The sequence below is a fragment of the Roseibium sp. MMSF_3544 genome, from assembly GCF_030732845.1.
Classification (GTDB): domain Bacteria; phylum Pseudomonadota; class Alphaproteobacteria; order Rhizobiales; family Stappiaceae; genus Roseibium.
On the sequence record NZ_JASHKA010000008.1, the window covers coordinates 139,983 to 160,623 of the forward strand.

A 20,641-nucleotide genomic window follows, 5' to 3' on the forward strand; every position below is an offset into this window, starting at 1 on the left:
CCCGGATTGGCGAACCTCGCTAAGACGCGAGCGACTGATGCTTTTCAGCTAAAAGGCTATGGACGCACATGAAAACCGTACTGGTGACCGGTTCTGCTGGGTTTATCGGCTACTTCCTCTGCACGCGTCTGCTCAAGGACGGTTTCAGGGTCGTTGGCCTTGATGCCATGACCGACTATTACGATGTCCGGCTCAAGGAACGCAGACAGCAAATGCTGCTGCAACATGAGCATTTCCAGGCGATCAATGACCGTGTTGAAGCTTCAGACGTGGTCATGTCCATCTTCAAGACGCAAAGCCCGGATTTTGTGATCCATCTGGCAGCGCAGGCCGGGGTGCGCTACTCGATTGAAAATCCGCGCTCTTATCTTCAAAGCAATATCTGCGGCACGTTCGAGCTGCTCGAAGCAGCCCGGGCATTTCCGCCCGAACACATGCTTTTGGCATCGACCTCGTCAGCCTATGGCGCCAACGTGAACATGCCCTACAAGGAGACGGACAAGGCCGATCACCAGGTGTCGTTCTATGCCGCCACCAAAAAGGCAACTGAATCGATGGCGCATTCCTATGCCCATCTTTACGACCTGCCGATCACCATGTTCCGGTTTTTCACGGTCTATGGCCCCTGGGCCCGGCCGGACATGGCACACCACAAGTTTGCCAAGGCCATCCTCGAAGGCCGGCCGATTGATGTCTACAATCACGGCGACATGCGGCGCGACTTCACCTATGTCGAGGATCTTGTAGAAGGCATTCGCCTTTTGATGGACGCCGTACCGGTTAGACCCGAGGAGGGCGAGGAGGTTCCTGAAGGCGACAGCCTGTCTCCTGTGGCACCTTGGCGTATCGTCAATATCGGCAATTCGGAAAGCGTGCAGCTGACCGACTTCATTGATGCCATCGAGGACGCAATCGGCAAGAAAGCGGAGCGCAATCTGATGCCGATGCAGCCCGGGGACGTCGAGGCGACCTGGGCGGATGCGGATCTCTTGCAAACGTTGACCGGTTACACGCCGAAGACCACGGTCCGCGAGGGCATTGCCAAATTTGTTGAGTGGTACCGCGATTACTATCGGGTTTGATCGATAGTCCCGGTTAGTCTGCGTTTCTGGGCGGTTGGCAAACGTCGACCCACTCAGCACCGGTTATCTCTGCCATGCGCGTAGGCGCGATACGGACGGCGGCGTTGGTGGCACCGGCTGCCGGTATGACGACATCAAAGTCTTTCAGAGACACATCGCAATAGACCGGTAACGGCTGGGCCAGCCCAAAGGGGCAGACACCGCCGACGGGATGCCCTGTCAACGCTTCGACCTCCTCAAGGCCGAGCATCTTCACCTTGCCGCCGAAGGCCGCCTTGGCCTTCTTGTTGTCCATGCGGGCATCGCCGCGAGCCACGACAAGAAAGATCCGGTCCTTCAGCTGAAAGGAAAGGGTCTTGGCGATCTGCCCCGGCGCCACGCCATGTGCTGCGGCAGCCAGATCCACTGTTGCGCTGCTGTTCTCCGTCAAGATGATTTCCAGATCGGGCGCGGCTTCGGCGAGATGCTCGCGAACACTTTCGAGGCTCATGCGTAGGGTACTTTCTGTTTCTGCGGCGATATTCCTGGCTCGACGCTATCGATGTCATGTGAAAGTCAACAAGCCCAAAATCGGACTGTCTACAAGACTGGTCCTGTCCACGGAAGGCAAGTGCAAAAATCGCAATGAAATTCGCTACTTGATTTAATGGCATTCAGTCCCCCGGGAAATTGGCCCTGTGGGGTGAGCGCCTGTTTTACGCTTGTCATTCCGGCTGGAGCGCGGCGGAAGGCCGGAATCAAGTAAACTCTTGTCCAGCCGGTGTTTCAAAGAACCGGTCACACGGAATACTGGGTCCCGGTCTTGTCGCTCGCGCGGCAAACCGGGACGACAACCTTAAGAAATTGCTCTGATTATCGACTTGGCGCAGTAAGCTTTGCTGTTTTCCGATCGACGCGCATACACTTGAACACTGGAAACCTGCCGGCAATTCACGCCTTCACCCAACCGTCCGCCGCCAGACGGTTCGCGCCGAAATGATGGTCCGGTCGGAAGGTCTCCGGCAATTCCAGTTGCGGCGCTGTGCCGGTGATTTCCGACACAAGACAGTCGGCAACAAGATGGGCGATGCCGAACGAAATCTTGAAGCCGCCTGTCGCGGCAAAAAGCGTCTCGTATCCCGGCAACCTGCCGATGAGCGGATCGCGTTTGTTGCATCTCGGCCGGATCCCGGCCCAGTCGGTCAGGACCTGGCGGCCTTTGAGCCCGGGGCAAAAGGCGGTGGCCCGTGCCACCAGTTCCGCCGAGCGGGCCGGCGAGGGAGCAGCATCTTCAAAGTCGCGGTCCGCCGTGCTGCCGATGGCCACCGTGCCTTTGTCATGCGGGACGACATAAAGCCCATCGCAATAGATCGCCGGGTGGTGTTCAAGACCCTTTCCCTCAAGAAGCAGGGCCTGGCCTTTCTCACCGCGCCCGATCTGTTCTCCCGTGAAGTGTTGGATCAGGTCAAATGCTGCAAACCCGCCGGAAAGTACCAGCCTGGCGGCGCTCACCGGGTCTTTGTCCGCAAGTGAAATCTTGCCGGTCTGCTCGTCGAAACCGGTGACACGGGCCCCCTCCAACAACGTGCCGCGGTGCCTGACAAAGCCGGCGAGGGCAGCGAGATAGTCTCGAGGAGACGCGCGCGCGGCCAGCGTTTCATAGACAATACCGTAGGGCGCGGCGGAAGCCTCCAGCCAGTCAGAGCGGCTCCCGGCTGGTTCCACGACGTAGGAAAACCCGGTCTGTTCGGGATGCCAGCGAAGTTTGCTTTCCTTGGCGCGTTCAAGATGGTGCTCAAGCTTGTCTTCCGTCGTGAGGGGCAGGATGCGGCCGCAGCGCGCATAGCAGCAATCCGCCCCGGTTTCCTGCTCCAGTTCTCGAATGTGGTTTTCAAGCGAGCGGAGTGCCTGAAACTGAAATTCCTTCTTCGGATTCCACCGCGCCGGCATGTGCGGCATCAAGGCACCCAGCAATCCACCGCTCGATCCGGCTCCCACGTGCTGCGCTTCCAGCACGACGACCTTGAGCCCTTGCCTGATCGCCCGGTGGGCAATCGAGAGGCCGAAAATACCAGCACCTGCAACTGCAAGATCGTAGGTGGGGGCGGCGGCTGGCACCATGATGTGTCCGGTCTCCGGGATTGATTGCATTGATCGGCTCTCTTATGAGAACACGGCGCACTTGGCAAAGATTTTAGCGGCACTGACTTGTCGCAAGGACCGCTTCTGGAAGGCAGGAACACCGGACATGCCGACAAAGGCACCTGAACTTGAGTGGCTCGACAGCGATGTCCCCCGGGCGGAAGGTTTCGGCGACACCTACTTTTCGAAAGCAGGCGGTTTGGCGGAAACGCGTCATGTTTTTCTGAATGGCAACGGCTTGCCGCAGCGGTTTTTGGGACGTGAAACCTTCACAATCGCAGAATTCGGTTTCGGAACCGGCCTCAACTTCCTCACAACGCTCGCAGCACTCGCCGAATTAGAGGAAACGCCAAGGCTCACGTTCCTGTCGTTCGAGCTGTTCCCGCTGACAGTAAACCAGCTCACCCGCGCGTTGGGGGCGTTTCCCGATCTCGCAGACCTTGCCGATGAACTGACTGCCGTTTGGGTGCCGGAGCCGGGCTGGAACAAGATGACGGTGTCCGGTGCCGAGCTGTGTCTCGGCGTCGGCGATGCCAGGGAAATGATCGCTGATGTTGCGCTGGAAGGTCACGGTCAAGAGCCTGGAGCAATCGCCATTGCACCAATCGATGCCTGGTATCTGGATGGTTTCAGCCCGGCGAAAAACCCGGAGCTTTGGGACGCGGACCTCCTGAAATGGGCCGCGGACCTGACGGCGGCGGATGGAACGCTCGCCACCTACACGGCCGCCGGCTGGGTTCGGCGTAATCTTCAATCCGCCGGTTTCTCCGTTGAGAAGAAACAGGGTTTTGCCGGCAAGCGCGAAATGGTCGTCGGTCGCAGGGGCTGATGTGTCTTATGTTTCCGCAGCAACTTGGTTCGTAATCCAGCTTCGGAATGCCTGCATCGCGGTTGTCTCCTGGCGCGACTTGAGCCAGGTGAGCCAATAGCTCCCGGTTTCGATGCCGATATCGAACAACTGAACAATCCGTCCCTCTGCCAGGTCGCGTTCGAACAGACGGACCGGCACAAGACCGACGCCGGCTCCTTTTGCCGCCGCGTCGACAATGGCAAGCGAATTGTCGAACATCCAACCGCGACTGCGTGGAGACGGCAAGCCGGCCGTCTGAAACCAGAGCGCCCACTCATTCAGTCTGTAGGAGCGGAGCAAGGGCCTTTCCAGCAAATCCGGCGGTTCGCAAATCTCCTTGGCCAGATCAGGAGCACAGACCGGAAACAGCCTGGCGCCGAAGAGGCGGATTGCTTCCGTGCCATGCCAGCTGCCGTCTCCAAAGCGAATGAAGCAATCCAGCCCATCTGTCAGCAAATCGGCGCGGTTGTTGTTCGTTTTCAGGCGTATGTCCACGTGGGGATGAAGAGACGAGAAATCGCCGAGGCGGTTCAGGAGCCAGCCGTTCGCGAAACTGGATACAACACCAATTGTCAGAACTTCCCGGAAATTGCCGTCTTCAAAGCGGCTGAGCGCATCGCTCATGCGGCGGAAGGCGTCACTGAGAACAGGCAGCAAAGCCTGGCCTTCATCGGTCAGCGACACGCCTCGCGGCTGCCGCTTGAACAAGGACACCTGCAGGATTTTCTCCAGGACTTTCACCTGATGACTGACAGCAGTCTGAGACACCCTGAGTTCTAACCCGGCCCGGGTAAAGCTCTGAAGCCGTGCAGAGGCCTCGAATGCCCGTAAGGCATTGAGAGGTATTCTTGAAAATTCCATGGGCGTGCTCTATGGCCAAGTTTTTCTCATGTCTAACCCCACTAATCATCATTTGTGTAATGTGTCGAGGGACGGCACTGTCGAACTCACTTGCTCGACACCCGACCGGGGGGCTGGTTCGGCAAGCAGATTAGAAGACCTCTTCAGGAGACCATCATGAGATCAGGCATCTGCAAACACGCCCTTCTGGGCGTCCTGTTGCCATTTGCGGCCCTAGCCCCGGCGGAAGCTGCTGAGTTCGATCCGGCACCGATCGCATCTGTCGTGGAAGACATCGAAAGCCGGCTCTCGGCAAGGGTCGGGGTGACAATCATCGATACCGAAAGCGGGACAACCTGGTCGCACAAGGGCGATGAGCGGTTTCCGACAAACAGCACGTTCAAGGCGTTTCTTTGCGCAGCCCTTCTGGACGCCGATTCTAAAGGCACGGTTGATCGCACGCAGTCCGTCATCGTTGAGGAAAGCGACATTGTTTCTTATTCACCGGTGACGGAAAAGCTGGTCGGCGGCAAAGGTCTCTCCCTTGAAGAACTCTGCGGGATCACCGTCACGATCAGCGACAACGCCGCGGCCAATATTGTAATGCAGGCGCTCGGCGGACCACCGGAAGTGACAGCCTTTCTGAGAAGCATCGGTGATGACAAAACGCGGGTGGACCGATGGGAGCCGGACTCAAACACAGGCATCCCGGGCGATGAAAGAGACACGACGACGCCGCGCGCCGCGGCTGAAACGCTGCAAAAACTTGTCCTTGAAGAGGGGCTGAGCGAGACAGCAAGAACACGTTTCACGGACTGGCTGGAAGGTAACAAGGTCGGCAACAAGACCTTGCGCGCAGGACTGCCGAAGACCTGGCGCATTGCGGACAAGACAGGCGCGGGCGCCAACGGATCGCGCAACAACATCGCCGTCATCTGGCCGGAGGGACGCGCACCCCTTGTGATTGCTGTCTACATCACCCAGACCACAGCTGCTTTCGAAACCCGAAACAAGGCGATTGCCGGGATCGGCGCTGCGCTTGCCGACAGCCTGCGCTAACGGAAAGGCCGTCTGGCGCCGGGAAAACCTTTCGGCGCCTGCCGGTTACTTCATTTCCGGGACGGGTGTCAGCGGGCGCCCGGTCGCAAACCAGTTTTTCAGGTTATCGACGACAAGTTGGCCCATGTCGTTGCGTGTCGCCTGCGAGGCGGAGCCGACATGGGGCAGTGCGGTCACGCGCGGCAGCTTCAGCAGGCTGTCCGGGACGCGCGGTTCATGTTCGAAAACATCGAGACCGGCCCCGTAAATCGTGCCGTCTTCGAGAGCGGCAATCAGCGCTGCTTCGTCGATGACGGATCCGCGGCCGATATTGATGACAACGCCGGCAGGGCCGAGCGCTTTCAGCACCTCGGCGTTTACAGCGTGCTGGGTCTCCGCGCCACCGGGCGCAACCACCATCAGCGTGTCGCAGGCAGCCGCAAGACCTTCCAGGCTTGCATGATAGGGATAGTCGACGCCTGGTTGCTGCGAGCGGCCGTGGTAGTGGATGGAGAGGCCGAAGCTTTCTGCGCGCTTTGCAATCGCCTTGCCGATCCGCCCGAGCCCGAAAATACCGAGCGTGCGCCCCTGCAGGGTGGCCTGGGTCAGCGGGTAGGGGGCGTTGGGCTTCCAGTGGCCGTTCCTGAGATATTGCTCAGCCTGTCCCAACTCGCGCACGGTCATGATCATCAGGCCGATAGCGGTATCAGCGACCTCCTCTGTCAGCACATCCGGGGTATGGGTGACCATGACCTTGGCCTTGAGGCACGCATCGGTGTCGACATGATCGTATCCAACGCCAAAGCTCGAGACGATTTCGACATTGGGGAGCTGTTTGAGGAATGCTTCATCAACCCGCGCCCAGGAAAGCGCGACACCCCGGATCCTTTCGCCGATCTCCGCCAGCATCGCCTGCTTGTCTTCCGCCTGATGCAGACGGTGCACGGTGAACTCGGCGTCCAACTGCTCCTCGACAATAGGCAGCATCGGTTTGGTCATCAGGATTTCGGGTTTTTGCATGGGGGTGTCCGAGCGTGGAGAGAATTTGAACTCTTGGAATTTATGCCGGACTTTACAAGAATTGACGGTTCGCGAAAGAGGAAATGTGAACGATCACATACCGGCGCACACACTGACTGTTTCCGGCATTCAATCGCTCAGCTTTCTTCGGAAGCCTTCTTGTCGCGCAAAGAGGCACTCTCCTTCTTCAGCGGCCGCGAAACCGGGCAGACCTCTTGCACATAGCCGTTCAGCGTGTTCGCAAGGCTTTCCTGAACAATTGAATAGTGCACGTATTGGCCGCGCTTTTCCTTTTGCACCAAACCGGCGCTTTCCAGCACGTTGAGGTGTTGGGAGATCGAAGGCTTCGACATGTCGAAGCGGTCCGCGATCTCTCCAGCTGTCAGGGAACTGTGGGCCAGATAGGCAAGGATCTTGCGGCGCGGCGCAGATGCCAGCGCTTCAAAGACTTTCTGGATGCCACCGGGTTCGGCTGCGCTCAAGATGTCCGGCTGGTCGCTCATGGCCTCAGGTGCTCCTGCGAAAAGGCGTTAATCATCTCATAATTAGGTAATTGCCTAATTATATAATTGATGGTAATTAGCTTACTGCCTAAATAATGGACGTCCCTTCTGAAGGCAAGAGCTCATCGGTTTCGGTGGGCGGATTTACAACCTTTTTTGAGGTTCGGGTCAGCCCCGGACTGCGAGAACGTCTGCCCGGCTGCGGGCGGAGGAGGGGAAGTTATGTCTTCGACCTGCAATGAGCATTCGCAAGCGGTATCGACGGAACGCGTGTTTGCCGATGGCAGCGCCAATCCGGTCCACGGCACAGTTGTTCTGAAACCGGTCAAAACTGTCTGGATCGCCGGCATGACTGCGGTCGCATTGATCGCCGGACCGCTAACATTCACCTGGCCGGCCTTCGCTGTCTTTGTTCTGCTTACGGCGGTGACGATTTGCGGTGGCCATTCTGTCGGCATGCACAGGCTGTTGATCCATCGTTCCTTCAAGACGGTGCGATGGATCGAAAAGTTGCTGGTTTATCTCGGCGTGCTGGTCGGCATGGCCGGTCCCTTCGGCATGATCCGCCTGCATGATTTCCGCGACTGGGGCCAGCGGCAACCGGATTGTCACGACTTTTTCGCCCACCGGGCCGGGTTTTGGAAAGATGCTTACTGGCAATTGTGCTGCGGCATCAATCTGAAGCAGGAACCGCGCTTCGTGATCGAAGACGATATCGCCCACGATGCCTTCTACCGGGTCGTTGAAAAGACATGGATGGCGCAGCAACTTGTGATCGCGGTTCCACTCTTTCTCCTCGGCGGTCTGCCTTTCGTCGTCTGGGGCATATGCTGCCGGGTTTCTGTCTCGCTGATCGGTCACTGGCTTGTCGGCTACTATGCCCATCAGCCGAAGGAGCAACTGCTTTACGTCAAAGGCGCCTGCGTCCAGGGGTACAATCTCCCGCACTTTGGCCTGGTCACCTTCGGCGAAGCCTTTCACGAAAACCATCACGCCTTCCCGAAATCGGCGCAACTCGGTTTTCTCCCAGGACAGACCGATTTGGGCTGGTGGCTGGTGAGAGGGCTTGAACGGCTTGGGCTCGCCTGGGAGGTGAACACACCGGAGACCCTGGAAGCACGATCTGGATTGACGCTCAATGAGGCATACGCTGTAACGCCCGCAGCGACAAAAGCTTGGCTGTCGGACCTGCAAAAGGCGCAAGCCGAGTGCCTCACACAGCGGTCATCCCCGACGTGATCGGGGATCCAATCCACACATTTATCAATGCCGAACGAATTTGGTGCTCTAGGCGAAGCCGCTCGTGGCGGGGAATACGCCAACGATACAAGAACCAATGGATCCCCGATCAAGTCGGGGATGACTATGATGAGGTATCCGGATTGTACCAATGGAGGTGCTACGCGCCACGGCCCAGTTCCCTGCGGTCTATTCGTTGGCCAAAGACCTTCTGTGCGCAGCGTTCAGCAAATCACACGGAATGCGGACAGATCCCCATTGCCCCCGGCGCCCGTTTCCCCTAAAAGACGCGGCAGAATTCCAAAGATTCCCGTCAGTTTTCGAAAGTGGAGAAGCGGAGCCCCATGGCGCGCCAGTTCATCTATCACATGCATGGCCTGTCCAAGGCCTATAACGACAAGAAAGTCCTCGACAATATCCACCTGTCCTTCTACCCGGACGCCAAGATCGGCATCCTGGGTCCGAACGGGGCCGGTAAGTCGACGCTTCTGAAAATCATGGCAGGCCTCGACAAGGAATATTCCGGTGAGGCCTGGGCTGCCGAAGGCGCCAAGGTCGGCTATCTGCCACAGGAGCCGCAGCTCGACGAAACCAAGACGGTCATGGAAAACGTCATGGAAGGCGTTGCCCACAAGCAGGCCAAGCTCGACCGCTACAACGAGCTGATGATGGACTACTCGGACGAGACCGCTGACGAGGCCGCCTCGCTTCAGGACGAGATCGACGCACAGGACCTGTGGAACCTGGAAAGCCAGGTTGAAATGGCGATGGAAGCGCTCCGCTGTCCGCCGTCCGACAGTGGCGTGGAGAGCCTCTCCGGCGGGGAACGCCGCCGCGTTGCACTCTGCAAGCTGCTCCTGTCCGAACCGGACCTTCTGCTGCTGGACGAACCGACCAACCACCTGGACGCCGAAACCGTCCACTGGCTCGAGCGTCACCTCAGAGAATTCAAGGGCTCTGTCCTGATCATCACCCACGACCGCTACTTCCTGGACAATGTCACCGGCTGGATCCTGGAACTCGACCGCGGCCAGGGTATCCCGTATGAGGGCAACTACTCGGTCTATCTTGAAAAGAAGACCAAGCGCATGGAGCAGGAAGGCCGCGAGAACATGGCCCGCTCCAAGGCGATCGCCCGCGAGCGTGAGTGGATGGGCATGAGCCCCAAGGGCCGCCAGACCAAGTCCAAGGCCCGTATCCGCGCCTACCAGGATCTCGTCGCCATGCAGGAAGAGCGCATGCCGACCATTGAGCAAATCCTCATTCCGGTAGGCGAGCGTCTGGGTGCGAATGTCATCGATTTGGAAAAGGTCTCCAAGGGCTTTGGCGACCGCCTCCTGATCGAGGACCTGACCTTCAAGCTGCCGCGCGGTGGCATTGTTGGCGTGATCGGCCCGAACGGTGCCGGCAAGTCGACGCTCTTCAAGATGCTGACGGGTCAGGAAAAACCCGACGGCGGGTCGATCACCATCGGCGACAGTGTCAATCTCGGCTATGTCGACCAGTCCCGTGACAAGCTCGACGCAAACAAGACGGTCTGGGAAGAGATTTCCGACGGCAACGAGATCATCTATCTCGACGGCAAGGAGATCAATTCGCGCGCCTATTGCTCGTCGTTCAACTTCAAGGGCCCGGCCCAGCAGGCGAAGGTCGGCGACCTCTCCGGCGGTCAGCGCAACCGGGTGCACCTTGCCAAGGTGCTGAAGAAGGGCGCCAACGTTCTCCTGCTCGACGAACCGACCAACGACCTCGACACCGAAACCCTGGCAGCGCTTGAGGATGCCCTTGAGAACTATGCCGGCTGTGCTGTCGTGATCAGCCACGATCGTATGTTCCTCGACCGCATGGCCACTCATATGCTCGCCTTTGAGGGTGACAGCCACGTGGAGTGGTTCGAAGGTAACTTCGAAGACTACGAAAAGGACAAGGTCCGCCGCCTCGGCGCTCACGCCGCCGACCCGCGCCGGATCAAGTACAAGCCGCTGACCCGGTAAAACTTGCGCAAAAAAATGCTGAAAAAGGGCAGTCAAATGACTGCCCTTTTTTATTTCCAACGCAAGCGAACCGCTCACAGGGTCGAGTTTACGCGGCTTCATCCTGAGGAAGCACGAAGTGCTGTCTCGAAGGATTGGCGGCGCGCTTCGGAGGTCTCTGCCCATCCTTCGAGACGGACCTTGCGGTCCTCCTCAGGATGAGGGCGAAGGCGAAACTCGGTTTTTCGGGGCCATTTTTTCCAAGCAGCGGCGCATCCGGGAACAGCGCATGAGTGAAGCTGACGCTTTGTCACCGGCAACTCTGACGGGTGATACAATTGATACCAAAACCTTTTGGCAAAGCGGGCAGAAAAGCACCACATTAAAGCCCAGCCCGGTGAAATTGCGCCGGAAGCGACTGTGTGACCGACCGAAAAACTGTTCGGGTGCTTAGACATTTTTTTGAGGTTTACCGCCGGCGCTAACTTTGGCGTGGCCCCGCAGAGCACATAAAGGACCGCCTTCGGGTTTTCGCCGACGGCCTCCGGAATTTCATGTGCAAGGGCCTGAAGCCGTTTCCAGTCTGCCGGCAGACAGAAGGATGACAGCGATGCGACTGACGTCTCCGCGCTTCAACTGGAACATGCGGCTGCAGCAGACAGCGGACAACAGTCCGCCGATGAAATTCGGCGATACCGGGCTCTATGTCCGCCACGTGCAACAGGCCTTGATAGACCTAAAACATCCGCTCCCGAAATCCACGGCAAAATACGGCTCGCCAGACGGTGATTTCGGATTTGAAACCAAGGGCGCGGTTATCGATTTTCAGCGCAAGCAGCGAAAGTCCGATCCTGATTTCGGTGTCGACGGTATCGTCGGTGAACAGACAATGGGGGTTTTCGACAAGTTGCTGCGCACGCCGGTGACGCTGGCGCGCATCCCGACCATGGGCGATGCCACGGACCCCAACGCAAACCTCGCCCAGTCCATCATTAGCGTTCTTGATCACCCGCGCCTGGCCGACGTGAATTTCATTGTGCAGGGTACCCACATTTCGCGAAGCAGTTTTCAGGAAGTGCGTGACGCGATCCAAATTGGAGACATCACCGCGGAACAGCACGTGCTGCCGCCGAACGTGTCCGCAGTCTATTTCGCGCGCGACGCCTTGAACAAGTTTACCGGCGACGTGATTGTCGGAGCAAACACATTTGCCATGTCTGTTCCGCGCATAACCACGGATCATGAAAGGGCCGTGGTGGTCCACGAAGCAACGCATGCCTTTTGTGATATCCGTGCATTCGGCAGCAACCCGTCCGGGCCGGCATTTTCGCGAGACAAATCTGAGACCATCGCCCACGTTGCCCAGGGTACCTTTCACCACATTCTCACCGGTGGAGCCCAAACCGATCCTCAAACGTCGGTGGCGACCCAGGGCCTCAACCCGATCTTCCTGAAAGCGGACGAAGTTGCCAGGCAGCTTCTTGGCACAAAAGCCATCCAGACACAGACATTGAACGAACTGGCAACCCTCGTGCGGACCAACAGGGTTGCTCTGGGGCAAAACAATCGGACCAATTTCGATGGTGTCGCCTGAGCGTTTGGACTTTTCGCAAAAAAAGCAGCCTAAAGCGACCGGCCAAGCCGGTCGCCTGATGGGCGGGGAAATCGAAGAACACTTCGTGCTCTGACGCTCTGTCTCACGACCTCGTCACAGCGCGCTATTCTATTCAAGGTCATTCGTGACTTTCCCTCGCGCGCTCGCGCATCCACAGATAGAGGGGGAGAGCAAGCGAGAGCCCGACGAGCCAGACGGCTGGGAGTGTCAGCCACCAGCCCGGTACGGCGTTTTCACGCGCGTCCCGCCACGACCAGATCCAGAAGACGGCGCAACAGATCAAAAGATCGGCGGCAAACCCGGTCGCCGGTCGGGTCGCAAAAACTTCGGCGACGAAAAGAGGAAGAGAGACGCCGTTCTCGGCGATGAAGCCAGCGAAGAAGAGCCAGGGAACCAGCGTTCCGAAGATGGCGGCAGCAAGATAGAGGGTTTTCATTGCACTTCATTTTCCGCGTGTCAGACAGTTGACTTGTGCCACAAGGCAGCCGGAACGCAATTCCCTTGGAGGGAATGGAACAGTCGGCGGGGGGCTTGAAGATCACGGCAATCCAATCCGACGGACCTTTACGAGCGGCGCAAAATGACGGCATTCTGTCAGCATGCGATCGGGATTCCAGTCCGGCAGGTTTCCGTTACATTTAGTTTAGTCATTGCAGTCGATTACCGGGATAAGCTCAAGCCACGTCATGCACCAGATCGTCTCCCGTACCGTGTCACGGATCATGCGTTACGACCCTGGTGGGCTGCGCGTCGTGCGCGGACTGCATCTGACGCTGGCCGTCGTTGTCGCTGCTCTGGCTGCAGATCACCTTGCATCCTATGTGGACGGTATCTCGGGCTTTACCCTGTCAGTTGTTTGCGCTGCCGCCACCGCGCACGTCCTCCTGTTCACACCTATCTCCACGCGCCGGCACGAGGCCATCGAGATCGCGAAATTCGGCTCGATCCTGGTTTTGCTGACGGCCGTCGGTGCGGCGCTGGGGACGGTTGCAGGGGCCTCGGCCTCCAAGGTTTTGCAGCCACTTTGGATCGTGGTGATCGCCGTCGGTTTCGGTCTCGACGGGCTAGGGCCTTTCTGGATGCGGGCCGGGCGCATGATCTCGATCTTCTGGTTGTTCGTGATCATGTCCAGTCTGCCGCATTCTGCCGGTATCTGGTTGCCCGCAATGACGGTTTTGGGGGTGGCGGTCGCCGGCGTGGTCCGCATCGGCTTTTGGCGACCCTCGGCCTCCCGGACGTTCGAGCAGGTGGAAAAAACCAACCGCAAGGCGATTGCCGAATATCTGGACCTGGCTGCAAACGGCAAGATCACCGACGAAAGAAGCCGCCGCGTAACGCTCCACGATCTCGCCGGTCTGCGATCCGAGCTTGAGTTTTGCGCCGATCTGGCCGGTGCGGATCATGATCTGCGCGGCCTATCGCCTGAATCGGCCACCATGATGCGTCTGGCGCTTGAAGTCGTCCGGGACGCAGTCGCAGTCCTTCCGCAGGACGTCCGGGCTTCTCTCATCGCGGACAAGGCTTATCGTGAAGCGCTTCGCGGCATACTCATGCGCATAAGGTCCGGCAAGGATGTGAAGGGCATGACCAAGCCCGACCTCGAGTGGGTTCGGGGCGAGAGCGGTCTTCGCAAGGAAGACGAGTTCCAGATCTTGCGCATTGCGCAGGCCTTTTTCCGCCTCTGGACACTGTCCGACGGCAATGCAGAGATCGAAACGCGTCCCAAGGCTCCGGCCCAGACAGGCTCAAATGCAGGGCTGATTCAACGGCTCTCCTGGCGCCTGGCCGTCCAGGCAAGTGTCGCAGCAACGGTCGGATACGGCATCGGTACCTATTTTCAGCTATCGCATGCTTACTGGATCACGATCACGGTCATCGTGGTCATGTGCAGCAGTCTGGGTGCAACGATCCAGAAAACCATTCAGCGGACTGTGGGAACCGCCGTGGGCTTCATCCTTGCCATTGCCCTGGAACCGGTTCTGGCAGATTTGCCGGAAGTCCGGCTGTTCCTGATCGTCGCCCTTTTGCCGCCGATCATCATCCTGTTCGAACGCAATTACGGCGTCGCTGTCGGTTTCATCAGCTTCCTGGTTCTGATCGGTTTGGAGACGCTGACGGGGTTGCCGGTGTCCGGCTTCTGGGAGCGGCTTTACGACACGATGATCGGAGCCGCGGTCGGTCTCACGGCGGCCTGGCTGTTGTTTCCCAAACGCAGCGGCGAAAGCGTCAAAGGTCTCGCTGGCAGCTACCTGACGACTTGTGAAGAGTTTCTCAAGTCCGGCAGCACAACGCCCGCGCAGGACAGGCAGGATTATGCCAGGCTCAGAAAAGACGCGATGAACCTCGTTGCCTCCACCAAGAACTACCGCGCCGAACAGGTCCCGTGGTCGTCTTTCGGCCACGCAACGGCAGATCTCGATGTTCTGGTGATCGTCCTTGCCGACTATGTGATTTTGTACCGGCAGGCCCGGGCCACTGTTCGCAAGGAAGCAGCGGGCAATCCCTCCGACGCCACGCTGGAGGATTTGCTCGCACGGATGGACAAACGCGTGCTCGATGAATTCGAAACCGTTCTGAAGGACAAGGCGCGGCAGACGGTCCCTGGCCTTGCCGAAGAGTGGCTGGCGGCAATGCCACCACCGGAAAAAGCAGACATCAAGCTGATGACCGATTGGGTCGCAACACTCTACTACGCAAGGAAGGTGGTTCGCTGCCTTGACGGCTTGAGGCAGGAGCACATCTGGTCGGCAGCGTCCGATCTTGAGCCTGCCACCGGATCAGGTTGAGACTTACCGATATTTAATTTCCTGGCCTTCATCCGGCTTCAATTAGCAACAAAGACTGTGTTCTATGTCACAATCTGAACGGGAGGTGTGTGCAAGGTTTGCGTATCAGCAAACGGGCACCCCGCATGGCCCGGAGGAGGTACTTGAAGATGAATTGCTTGAGATTTCCACGTGGTATGATGATAGGCGCAGGCCTTCTGGCCGCGATGGCGACCGGAACTGCGAGCGCCCAGAACGCTCAGCCCGTGAATGCGGACCCGACGCCGCCGCCGACATACGACTTCGTGCAGCAGGCAGGTGAAATGTCATACGACGGCAGCTCGCTTACGCTGTCGGATGCCAATACCGGCGTCCTGTTCTTCAGTGACCGCCCCTACCGCGTTGGCGGCCAGATTTCGAACGAAGACTTCACGGCGTTCTGGACTGCCGAAGACGGATTCAAGGGGGACCCTCCCAACGCAGTTGTTTCCGTTTTGAGCGCGACCGACAAGGCACCTGCGCTGGTGGAGCTGACATCCGCGAAAATCGAAGGATCTTCTGTTGTCTATGGCGTGAAAGTTCTGCGTGGTGAACTGCCGGAGAGTGCAACAGGCGTTGCGCTATTCATTGACCGCAGTTCGCGTCCGCCGCGCCATCACAGCACGACTGCGGTGCATCATTCCGGTTCGGTCGGCTTCGAGCCCTATGGGCCGTACTGCTATCACTCGCCTCAGGATCCGCGTTGCCGGGCCTGGCATCACCCGTATCACCCCTACTATCCGCCGTATCGCCCATACTACCCGCCTTACGGGCCTTACTATCACCCGGGTGCCTACGCAGCGGGTGTTGCGACCGGAGCGGCCATAGCAAACGCGTCGAAACAGCCGACTTACTACTACTACCCGATCCCGACGGGCCAGCTGCCGCCGAACTGCTGGATCAACTCACAGCACACCTCAATGGTTTGCTCTTATCCGCTGCAGTAAACGGTAAAGCCTGAAGAAAGGCCCGCACAGTGTAGCGGGCCTTTTGCTTGTCGCTTTGGGTTCGCTGTCCTGATCCGAAGGCGCACCAAAAGGATCAAGACATTTGATGTTTTGATCAAATTGATTTGCTGGCGTCTATGGACGGACAGAATTAAGTCTTCTCGTTCACGACGGACAGGAGAACCCGATGACCGAACAGCTCACCTTGCTTCCCGAAGAATTCAAGGTTGCCCCGAAGTTCAAGGTGGATGGGCAAGTGGAAGGTGTCTTTCGAACAACCTCTCCGGATGATTTTCAGACCACCGCCATTGAAGATCTTGAGCTTTCTTTTGAGGGTGTTCCAGGCGACCGCCATGCCGGTTTCACGCGCAAGTCGGGAGGCCGGGAACCCTGGTATCCGCGCGGGACGGAAATGTGTAACGAGCGACAGGTTTCTATCCTGTCGGTTGAAGAACTGTCGGTGATTGCCGGCAAGATGGAAATCGATGTTCTGAGGCCGGAGTGGATCGGCGGCAACATTCTCCTGTCCGCGATCCCGAACCTGACCAGAATACCGCCGCGTACCCGGCTGGTTTTCCAGGGAGGCCTGGTGATCCGCGTCGACGGCGACAACGCCCCCTGCCGCTTTGCGGGCGCGGCGATAGCCGCAAATTATCCGGATCGGCAAGGTCTCGATCTTTTGTTTCCCAATGTCGCCCGCGGCCTGCGTGGACTGGTCGGATATGTCGAAAAACCCGGCGTGATCAAAGGCGGGGAAACCGTGACCGCGCATATCCCAGAACAATGGATTTATCCGCGCGGCTGACGCGGTATGCTTCCAGGCATCTCAAATTCGAACGTCCCGGGAGAGTAACGTGCTACCCATTCATCACATGATCGGCAATGCGCCGCAGCCCGTCGCCCCGTTTTCGCACGCAGTCGAAGCGGATGGCTGGGTTTTTGTCACCGGGCAGATGCCGACCGATCCGGATGATCCGGGTGCACCGTTGCCGGACGGTGTCGAGGCCCAGACGAGGCGGGTGATGGACAACCTGAAACTGGTGCTTGCCGGTGTTGGCCTGGGGCTGGAACATGTTGTTTTTGCGCGCGTTTATCTCACCGAATTCAAGCGCGACTACAAGGCGATGAACGAAACTTACCTGACCTATTTTCCGCCGGACAGGCTTCCGGGAAGGACCTGCGTGGGTGTCTCCGGTCTTGCCGTCGATGCGCTTGTCGAGATCGATCTGATAGCCCGAAGACCCTGATATCCCTGTCAGCTCACCTCATCCTCGGCTGCGTTGGTGACTTCACGATTGCAGCCCCAATCGCGCAGGATTTCGTTCATCGTCTCAAGGACGAAGAAACGCGCGGAATCCCGGTCATAACCTTCGTCCAAAAGAGCATCGTATTCGGTGAGTTCGTGCCGGATGTGGCTGGTCGTTGCCTGCCAGAGCGAAATGGTCGGCGGCAGGTGGCGCAGGTGCCCGGCAAGTGCAATCGTCAGGATCGCTTCCGCGTCATGCATCGGTACGCGCGGCAGAAGGGCCCTGAGGGCCTTGCGCATTTCCTTTTGCCGCTTTGTGCCACCACTCATGCCACTCGTCTCATTTGCGCCGGAAGCTTTGCAGAACTGTCCCGTCAGGCTCGCGAAAGCCTCAACTCCTCCATGCCTTCGGCGCTGGAAAGAGGCAGCCCGACGACGTGTGCACTTGCACGTACGCTGTTGATCACTTCATCAAACGGCAGGGGCGGGGCAAAGTGATAGCCCTGAACCAGGTTGCACCGCAGGGCTTTCAGCAGCTCGAGCTGGTTTCTGTCCTCAACGCCTTCAACAACGCAGAGCATCTCCATCGAGCGGCACAGATTAATGATCGACGTGATGACACCGCTCGCAACAGGGTCGTGAATGCCGGCAACGAAGCTTCGGTCAACCTTGACGCAATCGATCGGCAGCCGGTGAAGGTAGCCGAGGCTCGAATAGCCTGTTCCGAAATCGTCAAGCGCAAGGGTCACGCCCGCGCTGCGCAGTGTCTGCATGCAGGTTTCAGCGGCTTCGTAGCTGTCGATGACCGATGTTTCGGTGATTTCGAACGTGATCAGTTTCGGATTGAGATCGTGCCGGGAAACGATCTCCAGCAGTGCGTCGACCGTTTCGACTGATGTGATGTCCTGAGCGGACAGATTGAAGGACAGGCACAAGTCGCCGGGAAGCATCTTGATTTGCCGGACCGCCGTCTCGAAAAGCGAGAGCGTCAGCCGATTGATTTGGCCGGTGCGCTCGGCAATGCCAATGAACGTGTCTGGTGGAACGCAGCCAAGAACCGGACTGTTCCAGCGCGCCAAAGCTTCGAAGCCGACGATGAGCCGTTCCGGCAGAGAAACGACGGGCTGAAAATAGACCTGAAACTCCTGGTCCAGATCCGCGCTCTGCATTGCGTTTTCAACGGCGCGTTCGGACCGGATACGGGCCTCGTGCTCTGCGGAATAGACCGTTGCCTTGCCACGAGACGTTGTCTTTGAGTTGTACAGCGCATAGTCGGACCGGTCGAAGAGGACATGCGCGGTGTTGCCGGCTTCCGGATAAAGCGCAATGCCGCAGGAGGCGCCGACCGTCAATTGCAGATCGCCTATCCGGTAAGGCTCGCTGATGCGGTCACAGATCGCCTGACCGGTTGCAGCGGCTTTCTCAGGGTCGCCGAGGAAGAGAATTCCGAATTCGTCACCACCAAGCCGGCAAACTTCGATATCCGCAAATTCGAGCGATTTCAGCCTCAGCCCAACGTCCATGAGCAATTGGTCGCCAAGCTTGTGTCCGTAGGTATCGTTGACCGGCTTGAAGCGATCGAGATCCATCACGCCGACCGCAAATTTCCTGTCAGCGCCCTCAAGGTCGTCAATCAGAGCTTCGAGACGGTTGAAGAAATAGCGGCGGTTCGGCAGGTCGGTGAGCGCATCGGTTTGCGCAAGCCGCTCGTTCTCCGCGTTCAGCCGCTCGGTTTCCTTTTGCTTGGCTGCCACTTCCAATTGGGATCTGACGAGCTTGACGAAGCCTCTGTAGCTGCTGATCAGAACCTGCAACACAACCAGACACACCAGGAAAATGTTCATGGCAATCGCGTGATAAACATCCTGGTCCTGCATCGCATAGTAGATGAGGTAGGGCACGGTCACGATGATCATGACCATGAGCGCTGCCTGTGGCAGGTTCATCAGGCAGAAGATGCAACCGATCACGGTAATGGCGATGAAAAGTGCCACGTGCCCGCGCTCTTCCGGACCGCCATATCCGTCCAGGCTGAGTGACCATGTGATGTAGATGACGGCGATGAGGCTGCCCAGGATAACGGTCTGGCGCAACTTGCGGATGGCTTCCTCGGGCTCCGGCGTCAGCCGTTGCGCGCGCAGCCATGCAACCATGCGCACCGAGGTGAGCAAGAGCATCGGAATGAGAACGCCGACGGTCAGATAAAACGGTGCGACATCGTAATGGGTGTAGGCGACCGCAACGGCGTTGACCATCAACAACGCGTAAAGCGAAGGGACCTGGGTTTTCAGCTCGTTGTATTGCGCTTGAGCGACCTCGGGATGACTTGGGTCAATCATCATCCATCTAAGGAAAGCCCGGATCCTGTCCATCAATCCCTCCAAATTTATTCGTTTCTAAAGGGAAGAAACTAAAAGAAGAGTTAGAATGGTCGACTTTATTATCTTCCGAACGCCAAAAGGTTGTAACGAAGTGTTTCCGGAGCGCAGTATTTTTGTCTCTGGATCACAATGTATCCTTTTGCGTGGTCTGACCAGCCATAAAAGACGGCAACGCCACCTGCGCGATTGTCCTTGCCTTGATCGTCGATCTGCTTGGCAGCCGGCGTGAGATCAAGAAGTGCGGCTAGAACGGGCGTCGGTGGTCAGGCCTGATCCCGGAGCGTTGAGTCAATATTAGAGACTCGTTTGCTGTCAGCTGGTCACAGGAGTGTTGTCGAGCGGCGGGCGATGATTGATTTGCGAGACAAAGCGAAAAGCGGCGCAACCTAAGCTGCGCCGCCTTCGTTTGGCCAGGGGCTGGTCCCTAGAGAGCTTTCCAAAAGACGACTTTGTCGTCACCTGCAGCCCAGAAGCTCCGAATTCGGGCCTCTTCGGTGTAACCGTACTTGCGATAAAACGCGCGGGTTTGAGCAAATTCATCCGTGCCGGACGTATCGGCGATCAACACCCGGTTGCCTCGGTCAGAGAGGAGCTTCTCCAACGCGGTGGCCAAAGCGCCGCCTGCGCCACCACCTTGCTTTTCGGGAAGCACTGCGATCGCGAGCATGTTCCATGTACCGTCGGTAAAGGTTTCGGGTGTCGCAAAACAAAAGCCAATGGCGTCTCCATCCTCTATGGCGGTCAGCCATACGCTCCCGTTTTCATCACCTGAAAGGAAGTCGCTCACCATTCCGGCAAGCAAATCGCTCGGAAAGAGGTGAGTTCCATCCAGTACCAATTTGAGGGCTGGAATGTCTTCTGACTTTGTGGGTCGTATTTTCATTGAAACTGTCTTTCAATCAGCCGCAACTGCGCTCTTTGGCTTGCAGAAACGGACTTCGGGCCTGTTGCCCATGTCTGATTTTCGATAAGGGTGAGGGTG

The 20,641-nt window shown here is 58.1% G+C and carries 19 protein-coding genes; 10 read left to right on the forward strand and 9 right to left on the reverse strand.

Annotation, left to right across the window (positions count from 1 at the left end; all coding sequences use genetic code 11):
• Window positions 1-68: 68 nt before the first annotated feature.
• Window positions 69-1,082 (forward strand): SDR family NAD(P)-dependent oxidoreductase, encoded by a 1,014-nt coding sequence (locus RBB47_RS13565; RefSeq protein ID WP_305986349.1) that lies wholly within the window; start codon window positions 69-71, stop codon window positions 1,080-1,082.
• A 13-nt stretch (window positions 1,083-1,095) separates the two neighbouring features.
• Here the strand turns inward: RBB47_RS13565 and RBB47_RS13570 are convergent, their stop codons facing one another.
• Window positions 1,096-1,572 (reverse strand): YbaK/EbsC family protein, encoded by a 477-nt coding sequence (locus tag RBB47_RS13570; RefSeq protein ID WP_305986350.1) that lies wholly within the window; start codon window positions 1,570-1,572, stop codon window positions 1,096-1,098.
• 440 nt (window positions 1,573-2,012) lie between these two features.
• Window positions 2,013-3,212: an FAD-binding oxidoreductase gene (locus RBB47_RS13575; protein WP_305986351.1), complete on the reverse strand. Its 1,200-nt coding sequence runs from the start codon at window positions 3,210-3,212 to the stop codon at window positions 2,013-2,015.
• Between the two features lie 31 nt (window positions 3,213-3,243).
• On the opposite strand from RBB47_RS13575, the gene mnmD reads away from it, so the two are divergent.
• Window positions 3,244-4,032 (forward strand): tRNA (5-methylaminomethyl-2-thiouridine)(34)-methyltransferase MnmD, encoded by a 789-nt coding sequence (gene mnmD, locus RBB47_RS13580; RefSeq protein WP_371932785.1) that lies wholly within the window; start codon window positions 3,244-3,246, stop codon window positions 4,030-4,032.
• A gap of 6 nt (window positions 4,033-4,038) precedes the next feature.
• On the opposite strand, the gene RBB47_RS13585 is transcribed toward mnmD, so the two are convergent.
• The gene (locus RBB47_RS13585) at window positions 4,039-4,914 is read right to left on the reverse strand and encodes a LysR family transcriptional regulator (RefSeq protein ID WP_305986352.1); all 876 of its coding nucleotides are present in this window, start codon (window positions 4,912-4,914) and stop codon (window positions 4,039-4,041) included.
• A 156-nt stretch (window positions 4,915-5,070) separates the two neighbouring features.
• Here RBB47_RS13585 and bla point away from each other — a divergent pair, with 156 nt between their 5' ends.
• A complete protein-coding gene (gene bla / locus RBB47_RS13590) occupies window positions 5,071-5,952 on the forward strand; it encodes a class A beta-lactamase (protein WP_305986353.1) in 882 nt (293 codons plus the stop codon).
• A gap of 45 nt (window positions 5,953-5,997) precedes the next feature.
• On the opposite strand, the gene RBB47_RS13595 is transcribed toward bla, so the two are convergent.
• Together RBB47_RS13595 and RBB47_RS13600 are read right to left on the reverse strand one after the other, a co-directional pair.
• Window positions 5,998-6,951, reverse strand: a complete 954-nt coding sequence (locus RBB47_RS13595; RefSeq protein WP_305986354.1) for a 2-hydroxyacid dehydrogenase — start codon at window positions 6,949-6,951, stop codon at window positions 5,998-6,000.
• Window positions 6,952-7,088: 137 nt separating this feature from the next.
• Entirely contained in the window at window positions 7,089-7,454 is a 366-nt protein-coding gene (locus tag RBB47_RS13600; protein WP_305986355.1) for a metalloregulator ArsR/SmtB family transcription factor, read from the reverse strand.
• 222 nt (window positions 7,455-7,676) lie between these two features.
• On the opposite strand from RBB47_RS13600, the gene RBB47_RS13605 reads away from it, so the two are divergent.
• The 3 genes from RBB47_RS13605 to RBB47_RS13615 all read left to right on the forward strand — a co-directional run bounded on the left by RBB47_RS13605 (window position 7,677) and on the right by RBB47_RS13615 (window position 12,260).
• Entirely contained in the window at window positions 7,677-8,693 is a 1,017-nt protein-coding gene (locus RBB47_RS13605) for an acyl-CoA desaturase (RefSeq protein WP_305986356.1), read from the forward strand.
• A gap of 344 nt (window positions 8,694-9,037) precedes the next feature.
• The gene (gene ettA, locus RBB47_RS13610; RefSeq protein ID WP_305986357.1) at window positions 9,038-10,687 is read left to right on the forward strand and encodes an energy-dependent translational throttle protein EttA; all 1,650 of its coding nucleotides are present in this window, start codon (window positions 9,038-9,040) and stop codon (window positions 10,685-10,687) included.
• Between the two features lie 589 nt (window positions 10,688-11,276).
• Window positions 11,277-12,260: a peptidoglycan-binding protein gene (locus tag RBB47_RS13615; protein ID WP_305986358.1), complete on the forward strand. Its 984-nt coding sequence runs from the start codon at window positions 11,277-11,279 to the stop codon at window positions 12,258-12,260.
• Between the two features lie 139 nt (window positions 12,261-12,399).
• Here the strand turns inward: RBB47_RS13615 and RBB47_RS13620 are convergent, their stop codons facing one another.
• A complete protein-coding gene (locus RBB47_RS13620) occupies window positions 12,400-12,717 on the reverse strand; it encodes a DUF2834 domain-containing protein (protein WP_305986359.1) in 318 nt (105 codons plus the stop codon).
• Window positions 12,718-12,967: 250 nt separating this feature from the next.
• Here RBB47_RS13620 and RBB47_RS13625 point away from each other — a divergent pair, with 250 nt between their 5' ends.
• The 4 genes from RBB47_RS13625 to RBB47_RS13640 all read left to right on the forward strand — a co-directional run bounded on the left by RBB47_RS13625 (window position 12,968) and on the right by RBB47_RS13640 (window position 17,279).
• Window positions 12,968-15,067 (forward strand): FUSC family protein, encoded by a 2,100-nt coding sequence (locus tag RBB47_RS13625; protein WP_305986360.1) that lies wholly within the window; start codon window positions 12,968-12,970, stop codon window positions 15,065-15,067.
• A gap of 176 nt (window positions 15,068-15,243) precedes the next feature.
• A complete protein-coding gene (locus RBB47_RS13630) occupies window positions 15,244-16,032 on the forward strand; it encodes a hypothetical protein (RefSeq protein ID WP_305986361.1) in 789 nt (262 codons plus the stop codon).
• Window positions 16,033-16,219: 187 nt separating this feature from the next.
• The gene (locus tag RBB47_RS13635; protein ID WP_305986362.1) at window positions 16,220-16,837 is read left to right on the forward strand and encodes an MOSC domain-containing protein; all 618 of its coding nucleotides are present in this window, start codon (window positions 16,220-16,222) and stop codon (window positions 16,835-16,837) included.
• A 67-nt stretch (window positions 16,838-16,904) separates the two neighbouring features.
• Window positions 16,905-17,279 carry a RidA family protein gene (locus RBB47_RS13640; protein ID WP_305986478.1) on the forward strand — a complete coding sequence of 125 codons (375 nt, stop codon included), beginning with the start codon at window positions 16,905-16,907 and terminating at the stop codon, window positions 17,277-17,279.
• Between the two features lie 8 nt (window positions 17,280-17,287).
• On the opposite strand, the gene RBB47_RS13645 is transcribed toward RBB47_RS13640, so the two are convergent.
• The 3 genes from RBB47_RS13645 to RBB47_RS13655 all read right to left on the reverse strand — a co-directional run bounded on the left by RBB47_RS13645 (window position 17,288) and on the right by RBB47_RS13655 (window position 20,542).
• Entirely contained in the window at window positions 17,288-17,608 is a 321-nt protein-coding gene (locus RBB47_RS13645) for a DUF2293 domain-containing protein (protein ID WP_305986363.1), read from the reverse strand.
• Between the two features lie 44 nt (window positions 17,609-17,652).
• Window positions 17,653-19,650, reverse strand: a complete 1,998-nt coding sequence (locus RBB47_RS13650) for a bifunctional diguanylate cyclase/phosphodiesterase (RefSeq protein ID WP_305986364.1) — start codon at window positions 19,648-19,650, stop codon at window positions 17,653-17,655.
• A 433-nt stretch (window positions 19,651-20,083) separates the two neighbouring features.
• On the reverse strand, window positions 20,084-20,542 hold the full coding sequence (locus tag RBB47_RS13655; RefSeq protein ID WP_305986365.1) for a GNAT family N-acetyltransferase: 459 nt from the start codon (window positions 20,540-20,542) through the stop codon (window positions 20,084-20,086).
• Between the last annotated feature and the right edge of the window lie 99 nt (window positions 20,543-20,641).